Below are 15,036 nucleotides of genomic sequence, written 5' to 3'. Positions count from 1 at the left end.
AATTTCAGCATACCTAACGCAGTACCTACATTACAGCTTATATAAAGGAGTTTTCAGCATGGATTTTAAACAGACCATTCAACAGACCATCGAGCAGCATGCCCCACGGTTTAAGGACATTTCGTTATTTATTGGCGCAAATCCTGAACTTGGAAACGAGGAATTTCTGGCCGCTGCCCGTTTAAAAGAAGAACTGGTTTTTCACGGTTTTGAGGTCCAGGCACCTGTATTGGGCATAGAAACAGCCTTTATTGCAACTTACAAATCTGCAAAACCCGGACCGGTTGTCGCTTTTCTGGCAGAATATGACGCTCTGAAAGGTCTAGGACACGCCTGTGGGCACCATTTGATATGTATGATGAGTACTGGTGCTGCCGTCGGCCTCAAGTCGATCATCGACGAAACTGGTGGAGAAGTACGGGTATATGGCACACCTGCCGAAGAAACACGCGGTGCAAAGGTCCCTATGGCCGCTGCCGGATTGTTTGATGATTGCGACATCGCACTTATGACGCATCCTTATGACCGTTACGAAAAATCAGGCAAATCACTGGCGATTGATGCTGTACAATTCGAATTTTTTGGTCAATCTGCTCACGCGGCTGCCAGCCCGCACGAAGGCATTAACGCGCTGGACGCTGTGATTCAAACGTTCAATGGCATCAATGCGTTCCGTCAACAAGTAAAAAGTACAGTGCGTATCCATGGGATCATTAACCAGGGTGGGCAAGCAGCCAATATTATTCCTGATTACGCCTCAGCCCAATTTTATGTGAGAGCCACTACACGTCAAGAACTGAACCCGCTGACTCGCCGTGTTATTCAAATTGCTGAAGGAGCTGCTTTACAGGCCGGGTGTCGTTTGGAGACCTCCAATTATGAGACTTCTTATGATGAAATGGTCACGAACCGTGTACTTTCCGATGCGTTTACCGCAAATTTGGTGCAGGCTGGCATTTCACAAGAAGATATAACAGAAGGCGAAGATCACGGCTCCATGGATATCGGAAATGTATCGCTTCATTGCCCTGCTATCCATCCTTACATTCAAGTTATTGACGAGAAGCATGCCTTGCATACACCAGAATTCCGCGATTTGGCGATGCAGGACCGGGCCATGGAAGGAATGCTGCTGGCTGCGAGAACTTTGGCATGGACTGCTTGCGATGCAATCACGAATCCTGAACTGCTAGCCCGGATAAAAAAAGAATTCGCTCTGCTGAATAACGAACGCTAAATCTTAATTCCGTGTTCTTTCAGAAAGGAGTAGTCAGCCATCATGGATAGTATGAGCAGCTTTTGGACGTTGTTTATTGTGGTGATCCTCTTCATTTTTTGGTTTATATTCCGTGCAATACGCAGAAACCGGGGAAACAGAAAAACACGGAGCCGGAATGCTTTTTTCCTCAGCTCCCCATCCCCTTCGTCCCTTGCGCAGGAGCGTCATCCAGAGATTACAGAGCTAATGCAGCTACTGGAGCAATCCATTCCCGCCTCCTATGCTCATAGCGTAAGGAGTCGTGTAATCGAAGCCCACCCTGAGCTGACGGAGCAAGAATATGATTGGCGCTGGCATGAGCTAAAACGATATTTTATGCTATGCGCGATTATGAATCGAGTGCCTATGTTCAGTAGCGATATGGATGAATTATGGCACGAAATGTTGATGTTTACCCGCGAATATCAGCAATTCTCGGAAGCTTTTTTTGGTCGTATGCTTCACCATGCGCCTCATTCCGGCGGCTCTCAGCCGATGCCTGAGGAGCGGGCGTGGTTTGACTGGTTGTATGTAGAATGCTTTGGCTGGAACCGCTATAGCGCCAGTTTGTGGGGAACTTTTTTTAATCATCCATTACCGAGCGACGAGCTTTCGCGCTATTACAAACTCACAACTTCCGTGCAGCCAGCAGGTGACCGCTGGAATACGCAGGAGGATATAGCTATTTCACAGCAGGCCCAACAAGCGGTTCATAAGATTGTACAACATCTGCACGAGCGGGTGAATAAAGCGGTGGATGATCCTGAGGGTAAGCAATTGCCTAAGGTCAACTATTTACAGGTCGACTATTTGTTATTAGCTGTTGTGTGGTATTCATGGTATCAACCTGAACAATTTGCCATACACATGCACCCGGATGCTTCAGGTAATGCCGTATTAGCTAGCTCATTCGGCTGTAGCTCGGCAAGCGGCTGTTCAAACTGGGATACACATCACTCGCACCATCATTCCTCCCATGACAGTTCTCATCATGGAGGCTCTTCTCATCATGATTCAGGCGATTCTGGTAGCCATTCTTCGTGTAGCAGTGGCTCTTCATGTGGAAGCAGCTGTGGTGGTGGGGGCGACTGATCATAGTAAAAAAGGGAATTCCTCAGCCAGAAAACTTGGCTAAAGGGATTCCCTTTTTCATTAACATGACTGGGGTGTTCCTATTCTGTTCAGTCCGTTTTTGTTAGCAAATGGTAAATATCCATATACGCTTCGGCTGAAACATCCCAACTATATTCTCCTGCAAAAGCCGTCTGTGTAAGCTTCGACCAATGCTCAGATTGGCGATAAAAATGAACAGCACGACGAATGGTGTTCAACATATCATGTGCATTGTAGTTCGTGAAACTAAATCCGTTTCCTTCACCTGTGGATTCATTGTAAGCCTGCACAGTATCATTAAGGCCCCCTGTTTCTCGTACAATAGGGATACTTCCATAACGAAGCGCCAGCAGTTGGCTGATCCCGCAAGGTTCAAACCTTGATGGCATAAGATACATATCGCTTGCCGCATATATTTTTCGTGACAGAAGTTCGCTAAAAGCGAGCTGCGCTGACATTTTCAGTGGATAGCGTCCTGCTGCCTCACGGAACCAATGCTCAAAAGCCGGATCCCCTGTTCCCAGCACGACAAACTGGATATCATCATAATACAAGATTTCGTCAAGCACTCTCGTTACCAGATCTAGCCCCTTCATATCTACAAGCCGGGTTACCATGGCAATCATAGGTACGTCTGGCCGCACCGGCAGACCCAGCTCCTTCTGCAGGCCAATTTTGTTTTCCTTTTTCTTTGTCAGACTCGTGCGGTACTTCGTATAAATACGATTGTCCGTGGCAGGATTGTAGCTTTTGGTGTCAATTCCGTTCACAATCCCCGTTAAGCGACCCTGATCTCCCAATTTACGAAGCAGACCCTCCAGCCCATATCCGTAAAATTCCGTTTGAATCTCCTCTGCATAGGTTGGACTTACGGTCGTGACATGATCCGAGTACGTAAGCCCACCTTTCATAAAATTCAGTCTGCCATGATATTCCACACCCTCGGGGGTGAAATAGCTCCCATCCAGGTTGAGCAGCTCAGTTAAGACCTCATACGGAAAATCCCCCTGATACAGCAGATTATGTATCGTAAACACTGTGCGAATATCACTGTAGAAGGGCAAATGTCGATAATCAGCATTCAGAAGCAGCGGAACCATCGCCGTATGCCAATCATGACAATGCAAAATATCCGGCCGAAAGTTCAGTTCAGGCAGCACTTCTAAAATCGCCCGGTTAAAAAAGGAAAAACGTTCGCCATCATCCATATAACCGTAAATACCGTCACGACCGAAGTAATACTCATTGTCTATAAAATAAACCTTGATTCCGTCTAATGTCAGTTCCTCTATTCCACAATATTGATTACGCCAGCCTACGGCTACTTGCTTCACCGCTACCGGACGCAGAGACTTTTTATAAGTATTGGGAATCCCCGCATATTTAGGTAAAATGATTCGGACGTCGCACCCCGCCTGACGAAGTGCCTTCGGCAGTGCGCCAATGACATCAGCCAACCCGCCTGTTTTAATAAATGGATGTGCTTCTGCTGCCGCAAACAAAATGTTCATATGTGCTTCCTCCTTATGTGTTTAATCTGCTTTTTTAGGCCTCCGAGGCGCTTTCTTGAGTATAACGATGCTCAGGGGTGGTATGGTCACCTCCAAGCTGTGAAGCTGTCCGTGGCAAGGGATGGGGGCGGTCCGTATTATTCCCGTATTCAGCTGGTCCCTTCCCCCAAAGTCCTTATGATCACTGTTCAGCAGTTCGATATAACTCCCGGCCTTTTCCAGCCCAATTCGGTAGTTCTCTCTGGGCACGGGCTGAAAGTTAATAAGCACGACCAGTGTATCTCCCGGCTTTTTACTTTTACGTAAATACGTAATTACGCTCTGCCCACGGTCCTCCGCCTCAATCCACTGATATCCATCCCACGAATGATCCAGTTCCCATAATGCCTTTTCCTGAATATACAAATGATTCAGCGCTTTCGTAAAGGCGTGCAGCGAACGGTGACTGTCATAATCCAGCAGAAACCAGTCAAGCTGTTCCTCATCCTTCCATTCGATGAATTGGCCGAATTCCCCTCCCATAAATAAGAGTTTTTTGCCCGGTGAGGTGATTTGGTAACCGAGAAGCGCTCGAAGCCCGGCAAATTTTTGCTCATAGCTACCCGGCATTTTATCAAGCAACGACTTCTTACCATGAACAACCTCATCGTGCGACAACGGCAGTGTAAAATTCTCGCTGTACGCATAAGCTATGGGGAATGTCAGCAAATTATGGCGCTCCGGCCTCTGATCGAAATCCGTTTCGATATAATCAAGCGTATCGTTCATCCAGCCCATATTCCATTTGTAATTAAAACCGAGTCCTCCATCGCTTACCGGGGAAGTCACCATCGGCCAGGCACTGGACTCCTCTGCCATCATCAGAGCATACGGATAATAGCGGAATACTGTTTCATTCAGTTGTTGAAGGAAGGCAATAGCCTCCTCATTTTCAATGCCTCCTTTAGAGTTAAAACGATATTGACCGTCCTGCTTTTCAAAATCCAGTCGTAGCATACTCGTCACTGCATCTACGCGCAGGCCGTCAATATGGTACACATCCATCCAGAATAGCGCATTAGATATCAGGAAAGAACGCACCTCCGGCTTGCTGTAATCAAACGTCAGTGTTCCCCAGCCGGGCTTTTCCGCAATCAGCGGATCCGCGTATTCGAACAGGGGCGATCCGTCAAACAGCCTTAATCCATGAGCATCCTTGGCAAAATGGGCTGGAACCCAATCCATCAGCACTCCGATTCCCGCCTGATGGCAACGATCCACCAAATACATAAAATCATGCGGTTCTCCATACCGGCTTGTGAGTGCAAAATATCCGGTGAGCTGGTAGCCCCAGGAAAGATCATACGGATGTTCACTCAGCGGCATCAGCTCAATATGTGTATACCCCATATCGGTCACATAAGGCACAAGAAGATCTGCTATTTCCCTGTATGTATAAAACGTACCATCTTCTTTTTGCTTCCAAGTGCCCAGATGAAGCTCGTATATGTGCAGAGGCTTTCCATAAGGTGCTCTACGTTTTCGGCGCCAAATCGCATCGTTCCAAGCATAACCATCTATAGAAGCTACCACAGAAGCCGTTGCCGGTCTCACTTCAGCACGTACCGCGTAAGGGTCTGCTTTCAGGAATCGTTCACCGTTTGCCCCCGTAATGTCGTATTTGTAAAAAGTTCCTTGGGATATCCCCGGAAAAAAACGACTCCAAAAACCGGATTTGGGAACCCTATATAAGGAATCCTGTTCCCCATTCCAGTTGTTGCGATCTGTAGCAAGCCCGACATGGAGAGCATGAGGAGCCCAGACCGTAAAGCGGACGCCCTGTTCTCCGTTCTCCACAGTAAGGTGGGAACCCAAAGATCGGTAGCTGTGATAAAGCGTTCCTTCATGAAACAAATAAATATCTTCCGATGAAATAGCCTGTTGCGGAAGAGTTTGGTCTGTCATCACGTCACCACCCTTATATGTTTTGTAAGTAAAAATGTATGAATCGGTAATGCATTCGCTTTTGGGTCAAAGCTGACCTGAGTTATTACCCCATTCTAGCCACAATGAACAGAAAAATGACTAGGAAAAAAATAAACCTTAGTTTTGGGGGAATCTTATATACCTTATGGTTTCAAGAGTACCCCATACCGTTTATGTATGTACTACACTGACAACTAAACCGGGAGGGAAACGAAATGTTTAATAAAGAATGCATTGCCATGCTGCTGGCAGGCGGAGAGGGACGCCGTCTTGCTCCCCTTACTTCAACGATTGCAAAACCCGCCGTACCTTTTGGCGGTCATTACCGGATCATCGATTTTCCTCTCAGTAACTGCGTAAATTCAGACATTGATACTGTAGGTGTACTGACGCAATATGAGGCAGAATCCTTGCACGAACATATCGGGGATGGAACACCATGGGGTCTTACAAAAACAGATGACCAAGGAATTACCCTGCTTCCATCTTATAACACAGGTAACGCTGAATACTTAGGAACGGCAGATGCTATTCATAAGAATATCGAATATATTGACAGCCAAAATCCGGAGCATGTGCTTATTTTATCCGGTGATCATATTTACTATATGAATTATCGTGAAATGCTAAACCACCATAAGGAAAAAGGAGCTGCGGCTACCATTTCTGTCATGGAGGTACCTTGGGATGAAGCACACCGTTTTGGTGTTATGAGTGCCGATAAAGATCTGCGTGTCACAGAATTTGCAGAGAAACCGGAGAAACCGGAAAGTAATTTGGCCTCTATGGGGATTTACCTTTTCAAATGGGATTACTTAAGAAATTACTTGTTAGAAGACGCACAGGATGCTCAATCCAGTCATGATTTTGGTAAAGATATCATCCCTAAAATGTTAGCGGACCAAGAATCCTTGTACGTTTATGAATTCCAGGGCTATTGGAAGGACGTGGGTACCGTTAAAAGCCTATGGGATTCACACATGGATTTGTTACAGGATGATTGTGCTATCGACCTTCAACGCAAGGACTGGCCGATGTATACACGTGAACGCCGCACAAGGTTGAGCGCACAAAAGGTACCTAACCGTCAACCACAACCATTGGGCAGCTTGCTGCATGATTCCTGCCAAGTAGAGGGCCGAATAGAACGCTCCGTTGTATTTAGTGGTGTCGAGGTAGGTAAAGGATCAGCCATCAAAGAAAGTATCGTTATGCCTGACACACGCATTGGACGTAACGTCCATATTGAACATGCGATTATCGGTGAAGGTGCTGTGATTCGCGATGGTGCTGTCATTAAAGGTGACCCGGGCGAAATTATGGTCATCGGACCCAATGAAACGGTATTTGGTAAAATGGCGGTACGACCGCAAACTACACGTATGCTGAAAGAAGCTTACGAGCGCAATACACGCTTGCGTGCCGAAGGTTTTACCTCATAACGTACCCCCAAATTAAAAACAGCCAGCCCTCCCGATTGAGAGGACTGGCTGTTTTTCTAATTACACCTATAAGTAGGCTTTAAATCTGTCCTTCAGTAAGTTGTGATGGTTCCACGGATTGTTCTGCTTGCAGAGCAGGTAATGAAACCGTAATCGTAGTTCCAGCCCCCAGTTCACTTCTGATGAGCATCTGACCATGATGACGCTCGATAAACTGTTGCGAGATTGCCAATCCCAGTCCAGTACCACCGTTTTGGTGGTCTACCTGGAAAAAGCGGTCTCTGACTCTGGCAAGATTTTCAGCACTAATTCCAATCCCTGTATCTTGTACGGATATCTCGATATTGCCATCAATCCGTTGTAGAGACAGGAAAATAATTGAGCTTTCATGCGAAAACTTGATAGCATTGTCCACAATGTTCAAAAACACCTGTTTTAGACGGTTACCGTCTCCATGGACGAGATATGCCGTTTCCTCCGAATCCAGCTGAAGTTTTATCTGCTTCATTTCTGCTTTGGCCCATACGTTCAGCATAATTTCCTGCAAAAGCTCCCGTAGATCCACCGTTCCCATCACAAGCTTCATGGCATTCTGCTCCAGCTTGGAAAAATCGAGGATTTCCTCCACCAAGCCAATCAGTCGATCCGTCTCTTTAGAAATAATCTTCATCCCGATTTTCGTCTCTTCCGGGTCATAACCGCCAGAATTTAACGTTTCACTCCAACCTTTAATAGATGTAAGCGGAGTACGCAATTCATGAGATATGGATGATATAAAATCATCCTTGATTTGATTTGTTCTGACAATTTCCTGTGCCATATAGTTCAGAGTCGAAGCCAGTTCACCCAACTCATAGCGATAATCGCCTTCAATGCGTGCATCAAACCTCCCCTGAGCCATCTGAGCAGATACATCGCGGATATTATTAATTGGTCTAACAATGGAATTCGCGAGCCCTGTACTGACCACAAATACAATAACCAGTACAGCTGCCATGATGCCAAGAGAAAACAGCGTAATCGTAAACAACTTATCATTTACCAATTCCAGCGAAGTCGTATACCGAATAACATACACCTGGTCTCCGACGATATTGTCCAGTTTTTGAGATACCGCCATCACCTGCTGCCCCGTACTCGGTTGCTTTCCGATCCATTTGCCCGTATCTCCAGCTAATGCTTGTGTCACATCACTTGTTTGCACACTTAGATCTGCTGCAAAATTAGTCGAGTTATCAATTACATTTCCCTGTTCATCAAGCAACTGCAGTTCAGTGAAGGGCAGAGAAAATGTATTTAACAAATACGATTGCAAAGACTGTTCCGGCTCTTTGAATTTGGGTGCAAATTCACTTACCGATTCGATACGGCTTTCGATATGTTTGTAAATGGAATCGTAATAGTACGACCGGAGTGCAAACATAAAAATGACTTCTACTAACAGAAGCGCCAAGAACACTACGAAAAAATAGTGAAGCACAATCTGTCGGCGAATCCCCTTTTTGATCATTGAGACTGACCTTTCCATTTATATCCATGTCCCCACACTGTTTGTAAAAAAGCTGGCTCAGATGGATTGTTTTCAATTTTCTGCCGCAAACGTCGGATGTTCACATCCACAATTTTCGGATCGCCCATATATTCCTTGCCCCATACGTGATCAAGTAGAACATCTCGGCTGAGCGGCGTGTTTTCTTTTTCGAGAAAAAATTGAATCAGGGAAAACTCAGTCGGTGTCAACTCGATCAGCTGCCCGCTCTTCTTAAATTGCTTAGCAATCAAATCTAGCGTAAACGGTCCAGACTGGAAGGACACTTTGGCTGCTGTTTCACGATGTACATTCACCCGACGCAATAACGATTGAATCCGTGCAATCAGCTCCGTCGGGCTAAAAGGTTTACTCACATGGTCATCGGCCCCTACAGACAAGGCATACACCTTATCCTGCTCCTGTACCTTCGCTGTGAGAAAAATAATGCCGATGCGCTCATTCGTTTCCCGGATTCTCCGACAGACTTCAAAACCATCCATACCGGGTACCATTACGTCAAGCAGTGCAATATCAATATCCCGCACCGTGTTCAAAATATTCAGAGCCTCATGCCCTTCCGACGCCTCCAGCACCTCAAAACCGTTACGTTTCAAGTTAATGACAATAAAACTGCGAATGGATTCCTCGTCTTCCATGATTAAAACTTTACTCACTCTACTCTACCTGCCTTTCCCCCATCTTGTTTTTTATAGTTTTACGCGGTTCCAGCTCACTGGATCGCTTAATGCCAATGACCTGCGCATTCGTTCGCCACAGTTGGCTATACCCTTCGTTGTTTCGCTCCCATTGTGACAACGAGAAAAATTTAATTTCCGCAATCGTTTTGTCTGTATCATCCAAAATGAAGCGCAAATAGCTGTCCTTCTTCGAAACTTTCGGATCAATCGTCACCTTGCCATGCAGCTCTTTCGGTAATCTGAAGTAGACCTGTTCATTAGAATCACGATACTGCTGCTGCTTAAAAATCGTCCCTTTCGCCCCGTCCCACTGATAGAACGACACAAAATATGGAACCTCATCCAGCGGCTTGTTACTCCAACCTTTTGGCTTCTCCAAATTACCAAATTCCAGAATACCGTCACCATCCACATCACCACTGGCGATGGTCGCATCCTTGAAGGTGACATCCATAAGATTAAGCTTCCTGAGCTTGCCGTGATCCATCACAATGACATTGGAGACGGTAGTGGTCTGGGCAATTTTGGTATCTATAACAATCCCCTGCCTACCCTCGGCTACCTTGCCAGCAACGACATTATAGACACCTAAGACCTGACTGTCCAAATCCAACGATCCGATTTCCTTAAAGGTTCCCCCACTGAATTGAAATGTTTTAACTGTAAAGAATTCATTACGTCGCAGCGTGATAATCGTCAAATCATTCAAATTATCCCCGTTCAAGTCCATCTTGTTATGGTTAAAATCATCTACGACGAAGTCCGTATAGCCTGTAGCATATATTTTCTCCAGAGTTCCTCCGGTATAGGAATACACGATGAGTCCCTTCTGATCCCCGCCATCGCCACTATCTCCACTGGAAAAACCCGCTACAATATCGAGTGTTCCATCATTCGTTAAATCCACGAGCTTAAATGACTCTAGCACAGTGCCTTCCCCATCAAACGTTAGCTTCTTTACCCACGTTCCGCCCTGATCTTCAAACAAGGCACCATGTATTTTTACGCTCTCATCTGGCGTTTCATAAAAGAGCACTGCTTCGTCTGTGCCATCATTGTTCAGATCACCCGTCCGAATTGGCGTCGGGTCATCTGGGTCATTCGGTCTTAAAGGCTGTACCGCCCCTAGTTGCGTATTCACTGCACCATTCAACTGCTGTTTCTCGTCAGACATCGTCGGTGTCTCCATCAGCGAAATGGGATCGCTAATAACATTACAGCCGCTTAAAAATCCAGCAAGGAGCAGCAAGGAACAGCAGCCAGCTACCATTCTCAACAGCATTATTTTCACTTCTCTTGCCGTCCCCTTCACAATTTGTTCTTTTCTGCTTGTGTCAATCGTCTTCCCTGAATATCAAACACCAATTCACCATCATTCAACCCCCATATACGGGAAGCAAAGCGTTCAGCCATTTCCAGCGGCAATACAGTAATGATCGTCACCCGCTCGTCAGAACACAGCTTGCGAAAGGTCTCCAATACATGCGCTGCCGAAGCTGGATCAAGTCCATTTACAGGCTCATCAGCTAAAATAACTTTGGCTCCGTGCACGAGAGCACGCGCAGTCGCTACCCGCTGCCGCTCGCCACCGCTGAGCTTGTCGCATTTATCATGCGCCTTATCCAGCAGACCCAGATCCTCCAGTACGTCCATCGCTCCCATGTAATCGTCGGAACGCACCATACCGGTCACCATTCTCCACATTGGAGTTTGACCGGATCTGCCAATGAGCACATTTTTAAGAGCGGTTCGATTCATATTTAGATGCGGGTTTTGCTCCAGGTATGCCCATTCCCGCTTTATTTTCATCTTGCCCGTCCACCCGGATTTCAGCACATCATTGCCACCTACAATTAAACTGCCTTCATCCCATGGCTCTAGTAAAGCAAGACAGCGAAGCAACGTCGTTTTGCCGCTTCCACTTGGCCCTACTATGGCAATGAATTCGCCCTGATGAATTTCAGCATCAATTCCTCGAAGTAGCTGGGTCCGTTCAGGCCCCACTTGCTTGGTCAGCTTCCGAATTTTAATCATCTAAGTGATTCCCCTTTGCGCGCCATCAATACTGTTTATATTTTATAGTAAATGTGAAACAAATACCATGCAAACCGCAGTTTTAAACCGCCGGTACTCTTTTTCTGGAAAACAGACCTAACAATCCGAAAACAACGTAACTACCTCCAAGGACAAGAAACATGCTGCCTTGAGTTCCATAGTCCAGCAATCCTCCGCTAATATTAGGTCCGATCACACTTCCCAGATTAAAGTGAAAGGATGCCAGTACATTCGCGGCTGCTAAAAATGATTTGGGCAGCAGATCAGCGGCATAGGCCAAACCGAGGGAGAAAAAGGAGCCTACTAAACCACCTGCTAGGGTCAGCAATATCAAAGTGAACATAAAATGATTACCGCTCCATGGTAGCAACATAAAGGTTATTCCCCCTGCTATACCTACGCTCATTAGCACCTTTTTACGTCCCCAACGGTCACTCAGTATCCCTAGCGGTAGCTGCAGCACTAACCCTCCCAAACTGACGAACGGCAGCAAGGCGGCGATTTCATCGGTATGAAAGCCAATACGTAGGCCATAGACTGGAAAGTTACTGTTCAGGCTCGCTTCCATATAGCCGTATAGAAATGCTGGCAAAAGAGCGTACCATGCCCAGCTGTAACTGCGACGAAATCTTTGAGTGGGACGTGCCTCGGACTCCAGCTTCTCCGGTCTGGAGTCCGGCAGCTTAATTAACACCAACAGCAAGACAAGCAAGCACAATAAGGCCAACGCAGCGAATGGAACCAGCATTCCATAATCGAGTAGCCATAATCCCAATGGTCCTAATGCAAAACCCAGACCGTATGACATACCATAAAAGGAAATGTTGCGGCCTCGCTTCTCTGCTGGAGTCACCAGCAATATCCATAGCTGCGCAGAGTAGTGCAGTGCACTGTCACCAATACCTACTAGCAGACGCAGTACGAACCATACCCGAATATCAGGGATTAGCGGGAACAGCAGCAGCGTAATGAGCACTAGCACAAGCCCTCCGGCCATCAGCTTTTTGAACCCCAACAAGCCCAATGTCCGTTCTGCCACCAACGTCATTGCGAATGAGCCAATATACAGGGCAGCCGCATTCATTCCGTTTAGTGAAGATGAAACTCCCATTTGTTCCAACGAGATAGACAGAATAGGTAATAATAAACCTTGGCATAATCCGGCAACAATAATAACAGCAATTAAAATAAAATAATGAACCCGTAACGACGACGACATCCTAGCTCCTCCTGATCGAACAAATAAAATAATTAAAATTAATGTTAAGAAATGATTTGCATTTGATTCCATAATCAATAATAATTCTTATCACTATGTATTCCATACCGTCCTGCAAAACCGACAAACACATACAAATTCAGGTGTAATTAGTGTATTAGAGAATAGAAGAAAAAAATCGCCATCTGAGATGACGATTTTACGGAAAGAGCTTGTCTGGTATGTATCCGACTCCTTTGGTTAAGGAGCCTCGTATGTTCAATCCGAACCCATTCACGTCACAACGCACTATTTCATATTATAGTGGACAATCCCTGGCAGAACAAGCCATAATAAATAAGTGAGCAATTATTAAAATGCTCATGTTTTGCTTATGGACGGGCTTAATTACGTTCACCGCTCTGGGCTAGAAGACAGAATAGGAGGCATTGGGTTCCATGAGTTATCAAATTAAAATAGACACTTCTCCAATTTATGAATTGCTCGGCAGCTTCATGGCCTATGTGACTAAAAAGTGGGTCCAAGATATGGACTTGGGCCATGAATGGATCGACAAGGTGGATGCACGACTACAACATGAAGTTCGTACTGAGCTTGCTACAGCTCAGGATTGCCCTTTTAGCGATTATGACGCGCTCTATGCCTGGGCGTTACTTCGACCGGAATCGGATGAAATATCTGATTATATCTCTTATTTGGACCACGGTCCGGATAAAGATATGTTTGAGCTGCTCGTACCGCATATCCCTTTTTTAACCTTTGAAGAATCTTTACGCATTCGTAAGGTATACGCACCACTCCTCAAATTGTGGGACCGTGATTATTTTCGGGCCTTGGAAGGCGAACTACGTGTGTTGGCAGAAGAAGACGCTGCGGAAAAACGCATGCTACTGAGTAAAATGGAACCGGAAGCACTGGTTGAGTATGCGACAGCTGGACTAGTCGTGCCACACATGGAAGACCTGGATACAGTAGTCCTATTTCCGGTTGTCCATAATCGCCCGATTAATTCATACTGTTTTTATACCCGCACACTGCTGATCCAGTATCCGGTAGATATTCCCGAGGAGAGCGAGGAAGAACCGCCTACGCTTCTGCTACGGCTCACTCGTGCGGTCAATGATCCGCAGCGGCTGCGAATTCTGCGTTATGTAGCTCAAGGTCCTAAGTCTCTCGAAGATATGCGCCATGATTTGAGCCGTTTGGAAGATACACTCATGTCTGATATGATGATTTTACGAGTGGCTGGTCTGCTCCGTATTCACATCGGACGTTATCATAAGGAAAAATTCAGCATCCGTCCCGATGGCGCGGCTGATTTACAGGTATTTTTGGAATCCTATATTGGATTGTAATTTAAAATGTACTTTTAGTTATAACCAAAGCAGCGTTAAAGCTTTGGCTTGGAAGGAGTATGCATCATGTCGTATCCGAAGCAGCACATTTTATTTGATCTTGATGACACCTTAGTCCACTGCAACAAGTATTTTGACCTTATCCTCAACCACTTTTTCGATTTGCTTCAGGAATGGTTTGCAACTCATAATCTAACGAAAAATACGATTCGTGAAAAACAAATCGAAATTGATGTGGCTGGAGTTCATCAAGTGGGCTTTGCCAGCGAGCATTTTCCACAATCTCTGATAGATACGTACCAATTTTTCTCGGAACAATTCGGACGCCGTCTCGATTTTCGGGAAGAGCAGGAGCTTCGCTCTCTTGGCCGAAGTGTGTACGAACAGGAAATCGAACCGTATCCAGGCATGGTCGAAACGTTGAACTCCCTCCAAAAAGCAGGGCATTCCCTCCATCTTTATACTGGGGGTGAGCAGATCATTCAAGAAAGAAAGATTGAACAAATGAAACTGGCTACCTACTTTAATGAGCGCATCTACATTCGCCAGCATAAAAATGTCGAAGCACTGGAAGAAATCATCCAGATGAATCGCTTGGACCGAAGCATCACCTGGATGATCGGGAATTCTCTGCGCACTGATGTATCTCCAGCCCTTGCCGCAGGTATTCATGCTGTGTATCTCAAGCAGCCTAAGGAATGGATTTACAATATGGTTGAATTGCAAAAAAACGTGAACTCCGTGATGTATACGATACAGAAGCTAACGGAAGTACCACGAGTTATCCACGAAAGCATACAATTGCATCAACAAAAAAGGACCCTCGGATAGGGTCCCTTTTTTGTTTTTAAAATGTTATTCAACCTTTGATTCAGCCAAAATGGTGGTC

12 protein-coding genes are annotated in these 15,036 nt (G+C 45.8%); 5 read left to right on the top strand and 7 right to left on the bottom strand.

Translation table 11 applies throughout. From position 1 onward, the window contains the following. Positions 1-58 precede the first annotated feature (58 nt). Positions 59-1,237, top strand: coding sequence for a M20 family metallopeptidase (locus tag NSQ58_RS14740; protein WP_053325590.1), 1,179 nt, complete (start codon positions 59-61; stop codon positions 1,235-1,237). Positions 1,238-1,279: 42 nt separating this feature from the next. Further along, positions 1,280-2,350, top strand: coding sequence for a hypothetical protein (locus tag NSQ58_RS14735; protein WP_341057641.1), 1,071 nt, complete (start codon positions 1,280-1,282; stop codon positions 2,348-2,350). Between the two features lie 89 nt (positions 2,351-2,439). Here NSQ58_RS14735 and glgA read toward each other — a convergent pair whose 3' ends face one another. Both glgA and glgB read right to left on the bottom strand, forming a co-directional pair. Beyond that, entirely contained in the window at positions 2,440-3,882 is a 1,443-nt protein-coding gene (gene glgA / locus NSQ58_RS14730) for a glycogen synthase GlgA (RefSeq protein WP_053325592.1), read from the bottom strand. 21 nt (positions 3,883-3,903) lie between these two features. Next, complete coding sequence (gene glgB / locus NSQ58_RS14725; protein WP_023988957.1) at positions 3,904-5,826, bottom strand: 1,4-alpha-glucan branching protein GlgB; 1,923 nt, start codon at positions 5,824-5,826, stop codon at positions 3,904-3,906. Between the two features lie 236 nt (positions 5,827-6,062). On the opposite strand from glgB, the gene NSQ58_RS14720 reads away from it, so the two are divergent. Continuing rightward, positions 6,063-7,289 (top strand): glucose-1-phosphate adenylyltransferase, encoded by a 1,227-nt coding sequence (locus tag NSQ58_RS14720; RefSeq protein WP_341057640.1) that lies wholly within the window; start codon positions 6,063-6,065, stop codon positions 7,287-7,289. A 79-nt stretch (positions 7,290-7,368) separates the two neighbouring features. Here the strand turns inward: NSQ58_RS14720 and NSQ58_RS14715 are convergent, their stop codons facing one another. The 5 genes from NSQ58_RS14715 to NSQ58_RS14695 all read right to left on the bottom strand — a co-directional run bounded on the left by NSQ58_RS14715 (position 7,369) and on the right by NSQ58_RS14695 (position 12,792). Continuing rightward, on the bottom strand, positions 7,369-8,799 hold the full coding sequence (locus NSQ58_RS14715; protein ID WP_023988959.1) for a sensor histidine kinase: 1,431 nt from the start codon (positions 8,797-8,799) through the stop codon (positions 7,369-7,371). Then, the gene (locus NSQ58_RS14710) at positions 8,796-9,494 is read right to left on the bottom strand and encodes a response regulator transcription factor (RefSeq protein ID WP_023988960.1); all 699 of its coding nucleotides are present in this window, start codon (positions 9,492-9,494) and stop codon (positions 8,796-8,798) included. Before NSQ58_RS14710 ends, NSQ58_RS14715 begins: the two co-directional genes overlap by 4 nt. A gap of 1 nt (position 9,495) precedes the next feature. After that, entirely contained in the window at positions 9,496-10,830 is a 1,335-nt protein-coding gene (locus NSQ58_RS14705) for a hypothetical protein (RefSeq protein ID WP_023988961.1), read from the bottom strand. After that, positions 10,827-11,552: a phosphonate ABC transporter ATP-binding protein gene (locus NSQ58_RS14700; RefSeq protein ID WP_023988962.1), complete on the bottom strand. Its 726-nt coding sequence runs from the start codon at positions 11,550-11,552 to the stop codon at positions 10,827-10,829. Before NSQ58_RS14700 ends, NSQ58_RS14705 begins: the two co-directional genes overlap by 4 nt. 82 nt (positions 11,553-11,634) lie before the next feature. Further along, positions 11,635-12,792, bottom strand: a complete 1,158-nt coding sequence (locus NSQ58_RS14695) for an MFS transporter (RefSeq protein WP_023988963.1) — start codon at positions 12,790-12,792, stop codon at positions 11,635-11,637. A 437-nt stretch (positions 12,793-13,229) separates the two neighbouring features. Here NSQ58_RS14695 and NSQ58_RS14690 point away from each other — a divergent pair, with 437 nt between their 5' ends. Then, a complete protein-coding gene (locus tag NSQ58_RS14690; protein WP_023988964.1) occupies positions 13,230-14,147 on the top strand; it encodes a hypothetical protein in 918 nt (305 codons plus the stop codon). A gap of 66 nt (positions 14,148-14,213) precedes the next feature. Further along, a complete protein-coding gene (locus NSQ58_RS14685) occupies positions 14,214-14,978 on the top strand; it encodes an HAD family hydrolase (protein ID WP_028541704.1) in 765 nt (254 codons plus the stop codon). Positions 14,979-15,036: the final 58 nt, after the last annotated feature.

Origin of the sequence: Paenibacillus sp. FSL M7-0134 (assembly GCF_038007865.1) — a bacterium.
Classification (GTDB): Bacteria; Bacillota; Bacilli; order Paenibacillales; family Paenibacillaceae; genus Paenibacillus; species Paenibacillus polymyxa_B.
Note: the sequence above shows the minus strand (reverse complement) of the source record. Positions and strands in the feature narration are given on the sequence as shown.

Coding starts and splice junctions, on each gene's coding strand:
- NSQ58_RS14695 (WP_023988963.1), bottom strand. CDS start 12,792: ATGTCGTCGTCGTTACGGGTTCATTATTTTATTTTAATTGCTGTTATT.
- NSQ58_RS14720 (WP_341057640.1), top strand. CDS start 6,063: ATGTTTAATAAAGAATGCATTGCCATGCTGCTGGCAGGCGGAGAGGGA.
- NSQ58_RS14735 (WP_341057641.1), top strand. CDS start 1,280: ATGGATAGTATGAGCAGCTTTTGGACGTTGTTTATTGTGGTGATCCTC.
- NSQ58_RS14715 (WP_023988959.1), bottom strand. CDS start 8,799: ATGATCAAAAAGGGGATTCGCCGACAGATTGTGCTTCACTATTTTTTC.
- NSQ58_RS14740 (WP_053325590.1), top strand. CDS start 59: ATGGATTTTAAACAGACCATTCAACAGACCATCGAGCAGCATGCCCCA.
- NSQ58_RS14700 (WP_023988962.1), bottom strand. CDS start 11,552: ATGATTAAAATTCGGAAGCTGACCAAGCAAGTGGGGCCTGAACGGACC.
- NSQ58_RS14685 (WP_028541704.1), top strand. CDS start 14,214: ATGTCGTATCCGAAGCAGCACATTTTATTTGATCTTGATGACACCTTA.
- NSQ58_RS14690 (WP_023988964.1), top strand. CDS start 13,230: ATGAGTTATCAAATTAAAATAGACACTTCTCCAATTTATGAATTGCTC.
- glgA (WP_053325592.1), bottom strand. CDS start 3,882: ATGAACATTTTGTTTGCGGCAGCAGAAGCACATCCATTTATTAAAACA.
- glgB (WP_023988957.1), bottom strand. CDS start 5,826: ATGACAGACCAAACTCTTCCGCAACAGGCTATTTCATCGGAAGATATT.